This is a genomic window from Rhodoferax sp. GW821-FHT02C08 (assembly GCF_059421805.1).
In genome coordinates this window covers 315158-333001 of record NZ_JBWKVR010000002.1, presented here as the reverse complement: position 1 = coordinate 333001, position 17844 = coordinate 315158, and the positions used below count along the sequence as shown (strand labels likewise).

Genomic DNA, 17844 nt, shown 5'->3' with positions numbered 1-17844 from the left:
GCCATGGATTTCCAAAACGAACTCGCCAGCCACCGCACGTATTTGCTGCGCTTTGCGCGTCTGCAGCTGCGCAACGATGCCTGGGCCGAGGATGCCGTATCCGAGACGCTGCTGGCCGCTTTAAGCAAGCCGCAGTCCTTTGGCAGCAAGTCACAGCTCAAGACCTGGCTGGTCGGCATCCTCAAGCACAAGGTGCTGGACCTGTTTCGCAGCCATGCCCGCGAGGTGTGTTTGGACAGCGAGGGCGAAGAGACTGGCGCGGAAGAGCTGGAGAACTTGGTGTTCAAGGCCGACGGACATTTCGCGCAGACGCCCGCAGACTGGGGCAACCCCGAGCAGGACCTGCATTCGCGGCAGTTTTTTCTGGTGCTGGAGGCGTGCACCGATAAATTGCCGGCGGTGTTGGGTCGTGTGTTCCTGATGCGCGAGTGGCTGGAGCTGTCCAGCGAAGAAATTTGTAAGGATCTTGGCCTGACGCCGACCAATCTTTACGTCCAGTTGCACCGTGCCCGTTTACGGTTGCGTGAATGTCTGGAGCTCAACTGGTTTGGCACATCAAAGGAGGCCACGTGATCCCGCTACGGCGCACCTGCAAGCAAATTGCAGCCATTCTGATCGCCCGTGAGGACCGCGCCATCACCCTGCCTGACAGTGTGGCTTTGCGCCTGCATTTGATGGCGTGCAAAGCCTGTCCACGTTTTGAGCGTCAATTGCTCACCATGCGCAATGCCATGCGGCAATGGCGCCACTATGCGGACGACGTGGAAACCGACGCTTAGGCGACAGAATTTGCCCCCTGTATGGGCCCGCCTGCAACAGCTGCACAAGTATTTTTGTGCTTATGGGCCAGATGTAGCATAATCAATTGGTTCAGCCGCTTCAACGGCTGCACGGGTTTGCGGTGAATGGTCAGTTTCGCGTCTGCTTTAGTCTTCAATGGTTTGTTGATTGCGGTTATCGGACTCCATCGCGTTTTGCGTTTTTTTGAGGAGTCCTTTCATGGGCAACAAACTTTACGTGGGCAACCTGCCCTACTCTTTCCGCGATGAAGACATGCAACAGGCTTTCAGCCAGTTCGGCTCCATCTCCAGCGCCAAGGTCATGATGGAACGTGACACCGGCCGCTCCAAGGGTTTCGGCTTTGTCGAAATGGGCAACGATGCTGAAGCACAAGCTGCTATCAAGGGCATGAACGGTCAGTCCATGGGCGGCCGTAACTTGGTTGTCAACGAAGCCCGTCCGATGGAGGCTCGTCCTCCCCGCACCGGCGGCGGTGGCGGCTACGGCGGTGGCAATGGTGGCGGCGGCTACGGCGGCGGCAACGGTGGTGGTTACGGCGGTGGCCGCAACAGCTACTAAATCTTGCCAACAGGAGGTTTTGCCTCCTTTCGCAAATTTGAAAAAGGGCCCTCTGGGCCCTTTTTTATTGCCTGCGCATTTTCGTACTTACAGCCATTGTATTTTTTAGTTGAAATCTTTTGATCTAGTCGCATAATGCAAAAGTGTGGGTTCAAAATCCACACAAGTTTGCGGTGTCGGTCAGTTTCGCGTCCTTGCTTTCGGTTGATTGCGTTTTCGGAACTCCATCGCTTTATTAATGTGTTTTTGAGGAGTCCCTTGATGGGCAACAAACTGTACGTCGGCAACCTGCCTTACTCAGTGCGCGACAACGATCTGGAGCAATCTTTCAGCCAGTTTGGCAGTGTCACCAGCGCCAAAGTGATGATGGAGCGTGATACGGGCCGGTCGAAGGGTTTCGGTTTTGTGGAAATGGGCAGCGATGCCGAAGCACAAGCCGCTATCAATGGTATGAATGGCCAGCCTCTGGGTGGCCGCAGCTGCGTTGTGAACGAAGCACGCCCCATGGAAGCCCGTCCTCCCCGTAGCGGTGGCGGCGGTGGTTATGGCGGCGGCGGTGGTGGTTACGGCGGCGGCCGTGGCGGCGAAGGCGGCGGTGGTTACGGTGGCGGCGGCGGTGGTCGTAGCGGCGGTGGCGGTTACGGCGGCGGTGGTGGCCGTGGTGGCGAGGGTGGCGGTTACGGCGGCGGCGGCGGTCGCAGCGGTGGCGGCGGTGGTGACGGTGGTTTCCGTAGCCCCTACGGTTCCGGTCCCCGCAGTGGTGGCGGTGGCAATGGCGGCGGTGGCCGCGGCGGCTACTAATATATCGGCTGCACTTTGCAGAATTGAAAAAGGCTCTTATGGAGCCTTTTTTGTTGCCTATTGAAAGCGCGAAAGCGCACTAGGGATTTTCTGGGGGCGTTGCCTGCCTAGGTTTGCGTGCACGACCTACCAATAATTTATCAAATACCGCGTTTGGCAGCAGGCGCAGGACTTTGGCGACGACACCCATCTGCCAGGGAATGACACGGTAGCTATTGCCAGCCTGGATGGTCTGGAATGCCTTGTCCGCAAAGTCTTGCGCTTGCATCAGGAACGGCATTCCATAGCCGTTTTTCTGGGTTAGCGGCGTATCCACATAGCCGGGGCAAATGGTGACAACTTTGACCCCACTCCCGCGCAGCTCACCGCGCAGACTTTCGCAATAGCTGATGACGCCTGCATTGCTGGCGCAGTAGGCGCCGTGGCCAGGCAGACCGCGGATGCCGGCCACACTGCCTATGCCAACTAACGCCCCGCTGCCGCGTTGCTGCATGGCATGGATGAAGGGGTGAAAAGTGGCTGCTGTGCCTACGTTTTTGGTGGCAAAAGTTTGCGCCATGATGGCAAGGTCTTCGTACACCGCAGTGTCTACGCCGACGCTGGCTCCCGCGCAGGCGACCACCACGTCTGGCACACCTTGCTGGGCGATGCAGGCCTTGCCGGCCGCTACGATGCTGTCTGTTACTGAAACGTCTGCACTATATATTTGATAGCTGCTTGTGCTGATTCCATTTGCGCTAGCCCATGATTCAATGACTGAAGTGCGACGGGCAACCAGGGCCAGGCGATAGCCGGCCTGGAAGTAGCGTAGTGCCAGAGCCTGGCCAATGCCGCTGGACGCTCCGGTAATGAATGCCAGTGGGGACGAGGACATCGGTTTACTTATTGGAAGGTGCGGGAGCGGGTACCAACAGGCCACGCACGCGCCCCTGGAGTTGCATCACGCGGTCTAGATTGTCGTAGTCCATGGAGTCGGCCGTGAAGGTGTCTGTGCCACGGGTGATGACCACCGGCAGGTTGGAGCGGACGCGCTCGGTATTCAGATAGGCGTGCAGGAAGTCGCTGCGCAGCTCCAGGCGCGGCTGGACAACACCGCTCTTGTCGGTGGCGGCGTCACGGACCACGATGGCGTTTTGAAAGAGCTGTACTTCTGAGCCGTCGCCATTGCTGAGGCCTCGGTCGCCGCTGGCCGTGGTAACCAGGCCGTCCGGGTTGACTGAGCGGATCCGGACTTTGTCGATTTCGATGGTGTCGGTGTCTGGAAAATGGCGGGCTTCCACCCCCATGACTTCGCTTTTCAAGCGTCCGGTGGAATCGAAGGTTTTGACCGAAAATTTTCGCATGAAGTAATCGGGTTCGTGGGTGGCCGCAACCGGTGCAGTTGCTGGCGCAAAGATGGGTGTATTGCGCACCAGCCAATAGGTGCCCAGCGCCAAAACACCCATCAACAGAACGGGCAGGTAAATGGAAACCTGCTCCCAGGCGGCACGCAGCAGGGATTTCACGCTGTGTACTCTTCCAGTAGGCGCGCATAGTGGCCGCTGGCCACCAGCAGCAGATCGCAAAATTCGCGGGCCGCGCCCTGGCCACCGGAACGCTGGGTGGTGTATTGCGCCGCTGCCAGTACTTCGGCTTGGGCATTTGCTGGGGCGCAGGCGATAGCGCTACGGCGCATAACGGGCAGGTCGGGCCAGTCGTCGCCCATGGCCGCAGCCTGTGACCAGTCCAGGCCGAGTGCTGCCAGCGTTTGTTCAGCCGCCGGGCGCTTGTCCTCGGTGCCGAAATGTACGTGGGTGATGCCCAGCGCCTGCAGCCGATTGCGCAGCGGCAGGGAGTCACGCCCGGTGATGACGGCGGGCGTGATGCCGGCTTTCTGCAACAGCTTCAGGCCGTGGCCGTCCAGTGTGTTGAAGCGCTTGAGGGTTTCACCGGTCTCTGAAAAATACAGGCCACCGTCGGTCAAGACGCCGTCAACATCGAAGAAGGCGACGCGGACGTTCTGGGCGCGCAACAGCAGCTCTGGCGCGAATGCGATGGCAACGGCGGCCATCAGATGACTTTGGCCCGCATCAGGTCGCCAATATGCACTACGCCAACCAACGTGTCCTCTGCATCCACGACCAGTACGCAGGTGATGCGGTGTTGTTCCATCAGCTCGGCGGCTTCTACGGCCAGCGCATCGGGCCGAATGCTGCGTGGGTGGCGATGCATCACGTCTTGGGCACGCATGGCGCGCAGATCAACGCCGTTTTCAATCAAGCGTCGCAAATCTCCATCGGTGAATACACCCAGCACCTGCTGTTGGGCGTCTACCACTGCGGTGATGCCTCCCTTGGCGCTCATTTCACGCATCATGTCGCTGAAAGCGGTGTCTGGTGCGACGCTGGGCACAGCGTCACCTGAGCGCATCACGTCGCTGACATGGGTGAGCAGTTTGCGGCCCAGCGCACCGCCAGGGTGAGAGCGCGCAAAGTCTTCGGCCTTGAAGCCACGTGCATCCAGCAGGGCTACGGCCAAGGCGTCACCCAGGGCCAGCTGGGCGGTGGTGCTGGCTGTGGGCGCCAGGTTCAGCGGGCAGGCTTCTTTGTCCACGCCACCGTTCAATATCTCGGTAGCATGCTGGGCCAGTGTGGATTGCAAATTGCCGGTAATGGCGATCAGGGGCACGCCCTGGCGCTTGAGCACAGGCAGCAAGACGGTGATCTCTGCGCTTTCACCGCTGTTGGAAATGGCCAGGACGATGTCCATCGCGCGGATCATGCCCAGGTCGCCGTGGCTGGCTTCAGCCGGATGCACGAACAGCGCGGGCGTGCCGGTGGACGCGAGTGTGGCGGCAATTTTGCGGCCCACATGGCCACTTTTGCCCATGCCCATGACGACGACGCGGCCGCGCAGTGTGAGGATCATCTGCACCGATCGGGCGAAGGAGTCCGTGAGGCGGCGCTTCAGGTCCGTGACGGCTGCAGCTTCGATATCCAGGGTGTCAAAAGCTTTGAGTAAGGCGCGCGCGGGATCGAAGGAAGCAGTGGTCGGCAGTACGGATGTCATGCCGCCGATTCTATCGGCGCGCATGCTGCCGTTCTTTTCGAGGGAATGCGCATTTCCCTTGTTAGCATGCTGGCATGACCGCTCTGGAATTGACACTGATGTACCTGCTGGCCGCCGTGCTGGGGGTGGTGACGTTCCGCTCGCTGAAGCTGCCGCCCATGCTGGGTTATTTGGTGGTGGGTGTGCTCATCGGCCCGAATGCGCTGGCGCTGGCGCAGAACTCTGAGGGAATCAAGCACCTGGGTGAGTTCGGTGTGGTGTTTCTGATGTTTGTCATCGGGCTGGAATTCAACCTGCCCAAGCTGCGCGCCATGCGCGGTCATGTGTTTGGCTTGGGCTTGTTCCAGGTGGCCGGCACCATGCTGATCGCCACGTTTGCCTCACTGATGTTTGCCACCATGGCGCCCACGCTATGGCGCATGGAGTGGCGTACTGCCTTGGCGCTTTCGGGCGCGCTGGCCATGAGCAGCACGGCCATTGTGGTGAAGCTGATGGCCGAGCGGCTGGAGCTGGAGTCGGAGCATGGCAAGCGCGTGATGGGTGTGCTGCTGTTCCAGGATTTGGCCGTGGTGCCCTTGCTGGTTTTGATTCCGGCCTTGGGTGCATCGCCTGAAGAACTGCTGATGTCACTGGCTCTGGCGTCCATCAAGGCGGCGGCACTGATTACCGTGTTGTTGGTCGGCGGGCAGAAGGGAATGCGCTGGTGGTTGACGATCGTGGCGCGACGGCGGAGCGAAGAGCTGTTTGTGCTGAACCTATTGCTGATCACCCTGGGCCTGGCCTGGTTGACCGAGCTGGCGGGCCTGAGTCTGGCCCTGGGGGCGTTTATTGCGGGCATGCTGATTTCAGAGACCGAATACAAGCACCAGGTGGAAACTGACATACGGCCGTTCCACGACGTGCTGCTGGGCTTGTTTTTCATCACCATCGGCATGCTGCTGGACTGGCGCCTGGTGCTGGAGCACTGGTCCCTGGTGCTGTTGCTGGTGACCTTGCCGGTGTTGTTCAAGCTGGTTCTGGTTGCGGCGCTGTCCAAGTCGCTGGGCGGCACGGCGGGTGTCTCCTTGCGTACTGGCCTGTATCTGGCCCAGGCGGGTGAATTCGGTTTTGTGCTGCTGACCTTGGCCCAGGAAAACAAGCTGGTGCCGGCCTCGCTGTTGAACCCGATTCTGGCCAGCATGGTGCTATCCATGCTGGCAACCCCGTTCATCATCATGTACAGCAACCGTATCGTGATGAAGCTAGTGAGCAGCGAATGGTTGCAGCAGTCGCTGCAGATGACCACCATTGCCCGCAAGTCCATCAATGCCAACAAGCACGTGATCATTTGCGGCTATGGGCGTTGCGGGCAAAACCTGGCGCGTATGTTGGAGCGCGAGAGCATTCCCTATATGGCGCTGGACCTGGACCCGGACCGGGTGCGCAAGGCTGCCGCGGCTGGCGATTCTGTGGTGTTCGGCGATGCGGCTCGGCTGCAGGCTTTGATGGCCGCCGGCCTGGCCCGGGCCAGCGCGGTGGTCATCACCTACCTGGATGTGCCGGGTGCCATGAAGGTGCTGGCCAACACCCATACCCATGCACCCCAGGTGCCGGTGATTGTGCGCACCCAGGACGATCACGACCTGGAAAAGCTGCGCAATGCAGGCGCCACCGAAGTGGTGCCCGAGGCCATCGAGGGATCTCTGATGCTGGCCAGCCATGCCCTAGCCCTGGTGGGCGTGCCCATGCGCAGGGTGATACGGGTAGTGCAGGACCAGAGAGACGCACGCTACAACCTGCTGCGTGGCTACTTTCACGGGGCCGACGATGACGGCGTGGACGAATTGCGCCACGAACGGTTGACGACCGTGACCCTGACCATCGCCGCCAAGTGTCTAGGCAAACCGCTGGGTCGTCTGGCTCTGCACGCGATGGGTGTGCGGGTGGTCAGCTTGCGCCGGCACAGTGGCAAAACCGAGCTACCCGGAGACGATGTGCTGCTGGAAGACGGTGACACCCTGGTCTTGTCCGGCAAGGCGGAGACCCTGGCGTTGGCGGAAGAGAAGTTTCAAAAGGGTTAAACCGGAAGGCGGCGCAGCCGCGCAAGGCACAATAGCGGCCCTCCCCATTTTTGGTTGATTTCCCATGACAAGCTTTAGCGTCAACGCCTACCTTAAGGCCCATATGCGCACGGTGCCTGATTGGCCTGCGCCGGGCGTGCAGTTCCGGGACATCACTCCCTTGCTGCAAAACCCCCAGGTGTTTCGCGTGATGATCGATGCGTTTGTGCACCGCTACATGGACCCTGCCCTGCGCCCGGACGTGGTGGCCGGGCTGGACGCGCGCGGCTTTATTTTGGGTGCGGTGGTGGCTTACGAGCTGAATATCGGCTTTGTGCCCATCCGCAAAAAAGGCAAGCTGCCGTTCACCACGGTGGAAGAAACCTATGAACTGGAATACGGCAGCGCCACGGTGGAGCTGCACACCGATGCTGTCAAGGCAGGTGACCGCGTCCTGCTGATCGACGACCTGATTGCCACCGGCGGCACCATGATGGCCGGCAAGAAGCTGCTGGAAAAGCTCGGTGCCACCGTGGTTGAAGGCGCAGCCATTGTGGATCTGCCCGAGCTGGGCGGTTCTACCAAGCTGCAGGAAAGCGGGCTTCCATTGTTCACCCTGGTGGATTTCGCCGGGCACTGAAAGTCTGCTCAGAACCCGGCTTATTTGCCGATACAGAACTGCGAAAAGATCACGCCTAGCAGGTCGTCGGCGCTGAAGGCTCCGGTGATTTCGTTCAGGGCGTTCTGCGCCAGGCGCAGTTCTTCGGCCAGCAAGTCCAGCGACTGGGCTTGGCTGGCCAGATGCGCCACCGCCATCTCGATGTGCTCGTCCACATGCTGCAAGGCGTGCACATGGCGAGCCCGGGCGATGAAAACCCCCTCGGGCGAGGTTTGCCATCCGGCCACTTCCAGCAGTTTGTGGCGCAGTTGGTCCAGCCCGGTGCCGATCTTGGCAGACAGGGTCAGCGCGTCTGTACCGGTGGAGGTGGCTGCATCCGATTTGTTCCAGACATCGACGACCGGTACGCGGGACGGCAGTTTTTGTGCCAGTTCGGCGCCAATGGCGGCGTCTGCTTGCTGGTAGTCTGCTAGTTGGGCGCGGGTCAGGTCGTGTAGGAACAGCACCGCGTCGGCCGCCGCGATTTCCGCCCAGGCGCGTTCAATGCCTATGGTTTCGATGGCGTCATCACTGCTGCGCAGGCCGGCGGTATCGATGATATGGATGGGCACGCCTTCGATCTGGATGGTTTGCGCGACTTTGTCGCGGGTAGTGCCAGCGATGGGGGTGACGATGGCCAGTTCTGCCCCTGCCAGCGCATTCAGCAGCGACGACTTGCCCGCGTTGGGTTGGCCGGCAATCACTACCTTGATACCCTCGCGCAGCAGTGCGCCCTGGCGTGTTCGCTGCATTACCGCGGCCAGGCGCTGCTGCAGTTTTGATAGCTGCCCGTGCGCGTCCGCCTTGCGCAAGAAGTCAATTTCTTCCTCGGGAAAATCCAATGTGGCCTCGACCAACATGCGTAGGTGTACCAGGCCATCGCGCAGGCTGTGGATCTCCTGCGAGAACTCGCCAGACAGGGATCGTGTGGCACTGCGCGCGGCGGCCTCAGTGCTGGCGTCTATCAGGTCGGCAATCGCCTCGGCCTGGGCCAGGTCGATCTTATCGTTCAAAAAAGCGCGCTGGGTGAATTCGCCCGGCTGGGCCGGACGTATGCCCATGGCGGCGCCGGCTTCCAGGCAGCGCGCCAGCAGCAGCTGCAGCACCACTGGCCCGCCATGGGCCTGCAGCTCCAGCACGTCTTCGCCGGTATAGGAATGCGGTGCCGGGAAGTGGATGGCCAGGCCTTGGTCTATGGCTTGGCCGGCCGCGTCGCGGAATGGCAGGTAAGTGGCTTCGCGGGCTTTCAGCGGGCGGCCGCACAGGGCTTCCACGATAGGCGCGATCTGCTTGCCGCTGACCCGCACAATGCCGACCGCACCACGTCCGGGAGCGGTGGCGATGGCGGCGATGGGATGGTCGTGGTGGGCAGGCATGGAATAGCAGCTTATAGAAAAAAGGCCGTTCAACCCGGAGGTTGAAGCGGCCTTTGCATGTCAAGCGGGCTGCGCATCTGCGACCCGCACCGCCCTTAGAACTTGGGCAGGTGGAACTTCGGTGGCACACCCATGCGGGTATTGATGATCCATTGCTGGGCAATGGACAAGGCGTTGTTGGTAATCCAGTACATCACCAGACCGGCCGGGAAGAAGAAGAACATCACCGAGAAGGCCAGCGGCATGAACCACATCATCTTGGCCTGCAGTGGATCCGGCGGTGCGGGGTTCAGCGAGGTTTGCAACATGGTCGTCAAAGCCATGACGATGGGCAGGATGTAGTACGGATCAGGCGAAGACAAGTCGTGGATCCACAGCGCCCAGGGTGCGTTGCGCATTTCCACGCTGGACAGCAGCACGTTGTACAGCGCGATAAACACCGGGATCTGGATCATGATGGGGAAGCAGCCGCCCATGGGGTTGATCTTTTCCTCGCGGTAGATCTTCATCATGGCCTGCTGCATTTCCTGCGGCTTGTCCTTCAGGCGTTCACGCATTTCGGTGATGCGCGGGTTGATGGCCTTCATCTTGGCCATGCTGGCGTAGGCCTTGGCATTCAGCCAGTAGAAAGCGATCTTTAGCAGCAGTACCAGGGCCACGATGGACCAGCCCCAGTTCTGGATCACGCTGTGCAACTGGTCCAGCAGCCAGTACAAAGGCTGGGCCAGGATGGTCAAGCGACCATAGTCTTTTACACGTTCCAGACCGGGCGAGAGCTTTTCCAGTACTTTTTCGAGTTCAGGACCCACGAACATGCGGGCTTCCACTGTCTTGCTGGCACCCGGTGCGATGTCGTTCATGGGGGTAATCATGCCGACCGCATACAGATTGGTGTCCACCTTGCGCATGAACAGGTCGCGCTGGATACCGTCTCCCAGAAGCCAGGCGCTGGCAAAGTAGTGCTGCACCATGGCAACGTAGCCGTTGCTGGATTGCTTTTCGATGTCGACCTTGTTGTTTTCGATGTCCTTGAAGTCCACCTTTTCGTACTTCTTGGCTTCGGTATAGACCGCTGGGCCGGTAAAGGTCGAGTAGAAGGAGGATTCGCCCACGGGCTTGTTGCCGTCGCGTACCAGTTGCAGGTACAACTGGGGCGACACGGCAGTGGTACCGGTGTTGACGACTTCGTGCTTCACGTCCAATACGTAGGAGCCGCGGGTGAGGGTGAAGGTCTTGACCAGTTTCACGCCGCCCACATCAGGCGATTCGAAGCGCAGCACCAGGTTTTGCGCGCCGTCTTTCAGGCTGCGGTCGCCAGGTACCAGCGTCATGACCGTTTTGTGGCTGGGCAGCGTGGCGCCTGCGGCAGAGCCAGCGCCGGCGATCAGGCCGGTTTGGGCCACGTACACGCGTTCCTTGCTGTCGTCGAGCAAGACGAAGTTCTTCGACTTGTCTGTCATGTCCACCTGGTTCAGCAACTCGGAGCGGACCAGGTTGCCACCTTCGGTATCGAAGGTCAGCTTGAGCACGTCAGTCACTACTTCCACGCGTTCCTTGGCTGCTGCTGGAGCACTGGCGGTCACGGGGAGCTGGCCTGCAGCAGGGGGGGCTGGCACGGCGGCCACTGGGGTCGGAACGCTGGACACGCCAGACGCTGGGGCGACAGCTGCCGGAGCAACCTTGGATGCAGGCGTCGGGAAGAAGGTGGCTTTATGGCCGTTGTAGACCTGCCACTGGTCCCACAGCAAGACCATGGAGAAACCAAAAATCACCCATAGGATGGTCCGGCGAATATCGTTCATGTAAAGGACTACTTATGTGAGGAAGAGGAAAGCAGATGGGCGAATAGCGCAGGACGTTTTTGCGGCACAGGGTCCAAGCCGCCGTCACACCAAGGATGGCAACGTGCCAGACGCCGTAACGTCAGATAAGTTCCTGCGGATGCTCCGTGCTGTTCCAAGGCCTGCAATGCATACACGGAGCAGGTGGGTTCGAAACGGCAGGCCGATCCCAGCCAGGGACTGAGCAGCAGACGGTAGCCACGTACCAGCGTGATCAAGGCAGCGCGCATCATGGCATAGCACCGGCGACGGCCCTGTCGAAGAGTTGCTCCAGCTCGGTCCGCACGGCGTGCTTGAGCTGGTCGGACGTTGCGCTGCTGAAAACCTTGCGGTCAAAGCCGCTGCGCAACCGCACCACATGGGCGGCATGCGGAAAGCGCGGCTCAAAAACTTGGATCACCTGGTAAATCTGGCGCTTGATGGTGTTGCGGGTCACGGCCCGCTTGGCCCAACGCTTGGGCACCATGGCGCCCAGCCACACGCCGTCCATAGCAAAAAGGGCCTGCGGTCGTGACGACTCGGGCCCTAATGGAGGTGGCGGTGATGTGCTGGCCATGGAAGTTGGCACTGGACGCGCATCCAATGCTGCACGGTGCAGCGCGAAATGGGCTGTCCGTGCAACCGTTTTTCCTGCCAATACAGCCTGGAACTGCGCTCGCGTTTTGAGTCGCTGCACGTCAGGTGTTGGGCCGAAGTAGAAAAATCGGGAGCGAAGGTGCGCGCCAACCGGGGCGCAGGCTTAGACAGCCAGGCGCTTGCGGCCCTTGGCGCGACGTGCGTTGATGACGGCACGGCCACCGCGGGTTTTCATGCGGACCATGAAACCATGGGTACGGGCACGCTTGATTTTCGATGGCTGATAAGTGCGTTTCATGATGACTTCCTAGAAGAGTTCGGTACAGCAACTCCCCCAAGGTAAACCCGAGGTACATCGCTAAAAAAAGAGGGCTTAACGCCCTTGGTGGCCCCTGAAGCGCAACCCACGCCGGGCTTTTGCAAGCACTGCTGGGGACTGCGCTGGTCCGCCTTCTAGGGTTTTTGCGTGCAGCCGCAAAAATAACCTAAGGCGAATTTGGCCAGGGAAACCCGGCATTATGGCAAATAATCGGCCGTCTGGCAATACACTGCTGCATCGAGGGCGGAGGGGTGGGATGCCTGTCTCATATTGGCGAAATTGTGGATAAGGGATGGATAAATTACAATGGTCGGTTCGCCGATCCCTAATTTATCCACAGAAGTAGAAACAGAATAATGACCGAGGGAACCCATGCCCATGTTGGCGCAGGAAGTAGTGCCGGGCACAGTCTCTGGCAAGCCTGCGTAGAACAGCTGGCACAGGAACTGCCAGAGCAGCAGTTCAATACCTGGATCAAGCCCTTGGTGGCGCAGGTGACTGACGACTTCTCCAAAGTGACCTTGTTTGTCGCGAATCGCTTCAAGCTGGACTGGATCCGTGCGCAATACGTAGGCCGTATCAGTGCCTTACTGGAAAAGCTGTATGGCCAGATTATTCCGCTCGAGTTAGCGCTTACTCCTCGTGAAGCGCAGGTGCGCACATCCATCGCTGCCTTGGTGCCTCAAGGCGTTGGGGCGGTTTCCGAGCCGGTCGTAGTGGTGGGTGAAGACCCCGCGCAGGCGCAATTCAAGAACCGACTGAACACCGCCCTGACCTTTGACACCTTGGTGGAGGGGACAGCCAACCGCATGGCGCGGGCTGCGGCCATGCATGTTTCCGGCACGCCCGGCCAGTTGTACAACCCGCTGTTCATCTACGGCGGCGTGGGTCTGGGCAAGACCCATTTGATGCACGCCGTGGGCAATCGCCTGCTGGCCGATCGGCCGGATGCCAAAGTTCTCTACATCCATGCGGAACAATTTGTTTCTGATGTGGTTAAAGCCTACCAGCGCAAGACTTTTGACGAATTCAAGGAGCGTTATCACTCGCTGGACCTGTTGCTGATTGACGACGTGCAGTTTTTTGCCAACAAGGATCGCACGCAAGAAGAGTTCTTTAACGCCTTCGAAGCCCTGCTGACCAAGAAGTCGCACATTGTGATGACCAGTGACACCTATCCCAAGGGGCTGGCCGATATCCACGAGCGCCTGGTGTCGCGCTTCGACTCCGGCCTGACGGTGGCCATCGAGCCGCCCGAGCTGGAGATGCGAGTCGCGATTCTGATCAACAAGTCGCGTGCCGAGGGCACAGAAATGCCCGAGGAAGTGGCATTTTTCGTCGCCAAGAACGTGCGCTCCAACGTGCGCGAGCTCGAAGGCGCGCTGCGCAAATGCCTGGCTTACTCGCGTTTTAACCAGAAGGAAATGTCGATCCAGTTGGCGCGCGAAGCCTTGCGTGACTTGCTGTCCATCCAGAATCGGCAGATTTCGGTAGAGAACATCCAGAAGACGGTGGCCGACTACTACAAGATCAAGGTCGCGGATATGTATAGCAAGAAACGCCCGGCCTCGATCGCTCGGCCGCGCCAGATTGCGATGTACCTGGCCAAGGAGCTGACGCAAAAGAGCCTGCCCGAGATCGGTGAACTGTTCGGCGGGCGCGACCACACCACGGTGCTGCACGCGGTGCGCAAGATTGGTGGTGAACGCCAACAGCTTACCGAATTGAACCAGCAATTGCACGTGCTGGAGCAAACATTAAAGGGTTAGAACTTACGCAGCGTCCCCTATGCTGCCCTCTGGGCGCACAGGGGACTTGCGTAAGTCCTGAAGGCTAGCCAAAAGTGCAGGTAAAAACAGGGAAAATCACGCCTTGGTCGAAATCGACACGCTGGTTTCTCGCAAAGCTTATTTATAAACACACGGGGTTGACATGATCGTTTTGAAGGCAACACAAAGCAAAGTGCTCGCGGTTCTGCAGTCGGTGGCCGGCATCGTTGAACGGCGCCACACCTTGCCGATTCTGGCCAACGTGATGCTGCGCAAAACTGGCGGCGCCGTGCAGTTGACCACCAGCGATTTGGAAATCCAGATCCGCACCAATGCCGAACTGGACGGCGACGCCGGCGACTTCAGCACCACCGTGGGCGCCCGCAAGCTGATCGACATCCTGCGTACCATGCCCGCAGACCAGACCGTGAGCCTGGAATCCAGCCAGAACAAGCTGATCCTCAAGGGTGGCAAGAGCAAGTTCACACTGCAAACCCTGCCGTCTGAAGATTTCCCGCTGGTGCAAGAAGCCGCCAGCTTCGGCCCGGTGTTCAGCGTGCCACAAAAAGTATTGAAGGCCCTGCTGAGCCAGGTGTCGTTCGCCATGGCCGTGCACGACATCCGCTACTACCTGAACGGCATTCTGTTCGTTGCTGAAGGCAACCAGCTCAGCCTGGTTTCCACCGACGGCCACCGCCTGGCCTTTGCCTCGGCCGCGCTGGATGTGGAAGTGCCCAAGCAAGAAGTCATCTTGCCGCGCAAGACCGTGCTGGAAATGCAGCGCCTGCTGAGCGACGCCGAAGGCGCGATCGAGATGCAGTTCGCCAGCAACCAGGCCAAGTTCAGCTTTGACGGCATGGAATTCGTCACCAAGTTGGTCGAAGGCAAGTTCCCCGACTACAACCGCGTGATTCCCAAGAACCACCACAACCACATCACCCTGGGCCGCCAGGCCTTCCTGTCCAGCCTGCAGCGCACCGCCATTCTGACCAGCGACAAGTTCAAGGGCGTGCGCCTGAACGTTGAACCTGGCAGCTTGCGCGTGGCCTCGAACAATGCCGAGCAGGAAGAAGCCGTGGACGAGCTCGACATCGACTACGGTGGTGACACCATCGAGATCGGTTTCAACGTGACCTACCTGATCGATGCCTTGGCCAATATGGCGCAAGACATGGTGACGATCTCGCTCAGCGACGGCAACAGCTCTGCGTTGTTGACCATCCCCGAGAACGAGACCTTCAAATACGTGGTCATGCCCATGCGGATTTAACTGCTACATAAAACGTAGCTACTTCCGCACTATCCATCTGCGCCAGAGGCAGATTTACCTTATAAATATTGCGGCATCTGGGGGCTTCCCCCTGACTCGCACAGTACGCCATGACCGAAGAAAACAAGCCCGTCCCCGCAGCCACCGATGCCATGGACGCCGTGAACACCGGCGACAGCACGGTTGACAGCTCCAACTTCCAGCCCACGATCGACACCAACCAGGCCGGCGCCACCGAAGCCTACGGCGAAGGTTCGATCCAGATCCTGGAAGGCCTGGAAGCGGTGCGCAAGCGCCCGGGCATGTACATCGGCGATACGTCCGACGGCACCGGCCTGCACCATCTGGTGTTTGAGGTGGTGGACAACTCCATCGACGAATCTTTGGCGGGCCACTGCGACGACATCTTGGTCACCATCCATTCCGATAACTCGATCAGTGTGGTCGACAACGGCCGTGGCATTCCCACCGGCATCAAGATGGACGACAAGCATGAGCCCAAACGCTCGGCCGCTGAAATCGCCCTGACCGAGCTGCACGCCGGCGGCAAGTTCAACCAGAACAGCTACAAGGTGTCTGGCGGTCTGCACGGCGTGGGCGTGAGCTGCGTGAACGCGCTGTCGAAAATGCTGCGCCTGACCATCCGCCGCGACGGCAAGATCCATGTGATGGAGTTCAGCAAAGGCTTTGTGCAAAACCGCCTGCTGGACACTGTGGACGGCGTTGAGGTTTCGCCCATGCACGTGATTGGCGACACTGAGAAGCGCGGCACCGAGGTGCACTTCCTGCCCGACACCGAGATCTTCAAAGAGAACAACGACTTCCACTACGAGATTTTGAGCAAGCGCCTGCGCGAACTCAGCTTCCTGAACAACGGCGTGAAGATCCGCCTGAAGGACGAGCGCAGCGGCAAGGAAGACGACTTTTCCGGCGCAGGTGGTGTGCAGGGCTTTGTCAACTTCATCAACAAGGGCAAGTCGGTGTTGAACCCCAACATCTTCCACGCCATGGGCGACCGCCAAAGCGACCAGGGCACCAACATCGGCGTGGAAGTGGCGATGCAGTGGAACAGCGGCTACAACGAGCAGGTGCTGTGCTTCACCAACAACATTCCGCAGCGCGACGGCGGCACCCATTTGACAGGTCTGCGTGCGGCCATGACGCGCATCATCAACAAGTACATCGACGACACCGAAGTCGCAAAAAAAGCCAAGGTCGAAGTCACCGGCGACGACATGCGCGAAGGCCTGACTTGCGTGCTGAGCGTGAAAGTACCCGAGCCCAAGTTCAGCAGCCAGACCAAGGACAAGCTGGTTTCCAGCGAAGTGCGCGGCCCGGTGGAAGACATCGTTAGCAAGCTGCTGTACGACTACCTGCAGGAACGTCCCAACGATGCAAAGATCATCGTCGGCAAGATCATCGAAGCCGCCCGCGCCCGTGAAGCCGCCCGTAAGGCCCGCGACATGACGCGCCGCAAGGGCGTGCTCGACGGCATGGGCCTGCCCGGCAAGCTGGCCGACTGCCAGGAAAAAGACCCCGCAGGCTGCGAAATCTACATCGTCGAGGGTGACTCCGCCGGCGGCTCCGCCAAGCAGGGCCGCGACCGTAAGTTCCAGGCCATCCTGCCGTTGCGCGGCAAGATCTTGAACGTGGAAAAAGCCCGTTACGAAAAGCTGCTGACCAGCAATGAAATCCTGACGCTGATCACCGCCCTGGGCACCGGTATCGGCAAGGCCGGCGGCACCACAGGCAACGACGACTTCAACGTCGCCAAGCTGCGCTACCACCGCATCATCATCATGACCGATGCGGACGTTGACGGCGCCCACATCCGCACGCTGCTGCTGACCTTCTTCTACCGCCAGATGCCCGAGCTGGTCGAGCGCGGCCACATCTACATTGCCCAGCCACCGCTTTACAAGGTCAAGGCCGGCAAGGAAGAGCTGTACCTAAAAGACGCCAGCGCCCTGGATGGCTTCTTGCTGCGCATCGCCCTGGTCCATGCCTCGGTCTACACCGGTGGCGAGAACGGCAGCACCCTGAGCGGCGACACCCTGGCCGAGCTGGCGCGCAAGCACCAGGTCGCTGAGGCCGTCATCGCCCGTCTGCAAGCCTTCATGGATGCCGAAGCCCTGCGCGCCATTGCCGACGGCGTGGCCCTGAACCTGGACACCGTGGCCGATGCCGAAGTCTCTGCCGCCGCGCTGCAAAAGCGCCTGCTGGAGCTGGGCAGTGGCGCCGAAGTGGCCGGCGAATTCGACGTGCGCACCGACAAGCCCATTCTGCGCATCAGCCGCCGCCACCACGGCAACATCAAGAGCAGCGTGCTCACCCAAGACTTCGTGCACGGCGCCGACTACGCCGCCCTGGCCGAAGCTGCCAACACCTTCCGAGGCCTGCTGTCTGAAGGTGCCAAGGTGCAGCGCGGCGAAGGCGAGCGCCAGAAGGAAGAAAAAGTTGGCGACTTCCGCCAGGCCATGGCCTGGCTCATTTCTGAGGCCGAACGCACCACCAGCCGCCAGCGCTACAAAGGCTTGGGTGAAATGAACCCCGAGCAACTGTGGGAAACCACCATGGACCCCACCGTACGCCGCCTGCTGCGCGTACAGATCGACGACGCGATCGAAGCTGACCGCGTGTTCACCATGCTGATGGGCGATGAGGTGGAGCCACGGCGGGAATTCATCGAGACCAACGCCTTGCGGGCGGGGAATATCGACGTTTGATCTCCCCCTGGCCTTGAGGGCCTATATTGACTGAGGCCGTAGTTGGTTGACAAGTTTTGATA

At 60.0% G+C, this 17844-nt stretch carries 18 protein-coding genes; 9 read left to right on the top strand and 9 right to left on the bottom strand.

Features of this window, described 5'->3' with window-relative positions:
* Positions 1-3 precede the first annotated feature (3 nt).
* The 4 genes from AC07VY_RS03800 to rbp (AC07VY_RS03785) all read left to right on the top strand — a co-directional run bounded on the left by AC07VY_RS03800 (position 4) and on the right by rbp (AC07VY_RS03785) (position 2160).
* On the top strand, positions 4-573 hold the full coding sequence (locus AC07VY_RS03800) for a sigma-70 family RNA polymerase sigma factor (RefSeq protein WP_495075561.1): 570 nt from the start codon (positions 4-6) through the stop codon (positions 571-573).
* The gene (locus AC07VY_RS03795) at positions 570-779 is read left to right on the top strand and encodes an anti-sigma factor family protein (protein WP_495096357.1); all 210 of its coding nucleotides are present in this window, start codon (positions 570-572) and stop codon (positions 777-779) included. The genes AC07VY_RS03800 and AC07VY_RS03795 overlap by 4 nt, the downstream gene beginning before the upstream one ends.
* Before the next feature lie 220 nt (positions 780-999).
* Entirely contained in the window at positions 1000-1359 is a 360-nt protein-coding gene (rbp, locus tag AC07VY_RS03790) for an RNA-binding regulator (RefSeq protein WP_495075563.1), read from the top strand.
* Between the two features lie 261 nt (positions 1360-1620).
* Positions 1621-2160: an RNA-binding regulator gene (rbp, locus tag AC07VY_RS03785; RefSeq protein ID WP_495096356.1), complete on the top strand. Its 540-nt coding sequence runs from the start codon at positions 1621-1623 to the stop codon at positions 2158-2160.
* Positions 2161-2239: 79 nt separating this feature from the next.
* Here rbp (AC07VY_RS03785) and AC07VY_RS03780 read toward each other — a convergent pair whose 3' ends face one another.
* The 4 genes from AC07VY_RS03780 to AC07VY_RS03765 are packed head-to-tail and all read right to left on the bottom strand — an operon-like array spanning position 2240 to position 5208.
* Positions 2240-3034, bottom strand: coding sequence for an SDR family oxidoreductase (locus AC07VY_RS03780; protein ID WP_495096355.1), 795 nt, complete (start codon positions 3032-3034; stop codon positions 2240-2242).
* Positions 3035-3038: 4 nt separating this feature from the next.
* A complete protein-coding gene (gene lptC, locus AC07VY_RS03775) occupies positions 3039-3665 on the bottom strand; it encodes an LPS export ABC transporter periplasmic protein LptC (RefSeq protein ID WP_495075566.1) in 627 nt (208 codons plus the stop codon).
* Entirely contained in the window at positions 3662-4210 is a 549-nt protein-coding gene (locus AC07VY_RS03770; RefSeq protein ID WP_495096354.1) for a KdsC family phosphatase, read from the bottom strand. The genes lptC and AC07VY_RS03770 overlap by 4 nt, the downstream gene beginning before the upstream one ends.
* Positions 4210-5208, bottom strand: a complete 999-nt coding sequence (locus AC07VY_RS03765) for a KpsF/GutQ family sugar-phosphate isomerase (RefSeq protein WP_495075824.1) — start codon at positions 5206-5208, stop codon at positions 4210-4212. The genes AC07VY_RS03770 and AC07VY_RS03765 overlap by 1 nt, the downstream gene beginning before the upstream one ends.
* 74 nt (positions 5209-5282) lie before the next feature.
* Here AC07VY_RS03765 and AC07VY_RS03760 point away from each other — a divergent pair, with 74 nt between their 5' ends.
* Entirely contained in the window at positions 5283-7268 is a 1986-nt protein-coding gene (locus AC07VY_RS03760; RefSeq protein WP_495075568.1) for a monovalent cation:proton antiporter family protein, read from the top strand.
* Between the two features lie 64 nt (positions 7269-7332).
* Complete coding sequence (locus tag AC07VY_RS03755; RefSeq protein WP_495075569.1) at positions 7333-7887, top strand: adenine phosphoribosyltransferase; 555 nt, start codon at positions 7333-7335, stop codon at positions 7885-7887.
* Positions 7888-7907: 20 nt separating this feature from the next.
* On the opposite strand, the gene mnmE is transcribed toward AC07VY_RS03755, so the two are convergent.
* The 5 genes from mnmE to rpmH form a co-directional block, all read right to left on the bottom strand.
* The gene (gene mnmE, locus AC07VY_RS03750; RefSeq protein WP_495096353.1) at positions 7908-9281 is read right to left on the bottom strand and encodes a tRNA uridine-5-carboxymethylaminomethyl(34) synthesis GTPase MnmE; all 1374 of its coding nucleotides are present in this window, start codon (positions 9279-9281) and stop codon (positions 7908-7910) included.
* 95 nt (positions 9282-9376) lie between these two features.
* On the bottom strand, positions 9377-11083 hold the full coding sequence (yidC, locus tag AC07VY_RS03745) for a membrane protein insertase YidC (RefSeq protein WP_495096352.1): 1707 nt from the start codon (positions 11081-11083) through the stop codon (positions 9377-9379).
* A gap of 8 nt (positions 11084-11091) precedes the next feature.
* Complete coding sequence (yidD, locus tag AC07VY_RS03740) at positions 11092-11355, bottom strand: membrane protein insertion efficiency factor YidD (RefSeq protein WP_495075572.1); 264 nt, start codon at positions 11353-11355, stop codon at positions 11092-11094.
* On the bottom strand, positions 11352-11798 hold the full coding sequence (locus tag AC07VY_RS03735) for a ribonuclease P protein component (RefSeq protein ID WP_495096351.1): 447 nt from the start codon (positions 11796-11798) through the stop codon (positions 11352-11354). Before AC07VY_RS03735 ends, yidD begins: the two co-directional genes overlap by 4 nt.
* 63 nt (positions 11799-11861) lie before the next feature.
* Entirely contained in the window at positions 11862-11996 is a 135-nt protein-coding gene (gene rpmH, locus AC07VY_RS03730) for a 50S ribosomal protein L34 (RefSeq protein ID WP_092757190.1), read from the bottom strand.
* A gap of 377 nt (positions 11997-12373) precedes the next feature.
* On the opposite strand from rpmH, the gene dnaA reads away from it, so the two are divergent.
* The 3 genes from dnaA (at position 12374) to gyrB (ending at position 17782) form a co-directional block, all read left to right on the top strand.
* Positions 12374-13786 carry a chromosomal replication initiator protein DnaA gene (gene dnaA / locus AC07VY_RS03725; protein WP_495075574.1) on the top strand — a complete coding sequence of 471 codons (1413 nt, stop codon included), beginning with the start codon at positions 12374-12376 and terminating at the stop codon, positions 13784-13786.
* Positions 13787-13949: 163 nt separating this feature from the next.
* The gene (gene dnaN / locus AC07VY_RS03720; RefSeq protein ID WP_495096350.1) at positions 13950-15056 is read left to right on the top strand and encodes a DNA polymerase III subunit beta; all 1107 of its coding nucleotides are present in this window, start codon (positions 13950-13952) and stop codon (positions 15054-15056) included.
* Positions 15057-15166: 110 nt separating this feature from the next.
* On the top strand, positions 15167-17782 hold the full coding sequence (gene gyrB / locus AC07VY_RS03715) for a DNA topoisomerase (ATP-hydrolyzing) subunit B (RefSeq protein WP_495075576.1): 2616 nt from the start codon (positions 15167-15169) through the stop codon (positions 17780-17782).
* Positions 17783-17844: the final 62 nt, after the last annotated feature.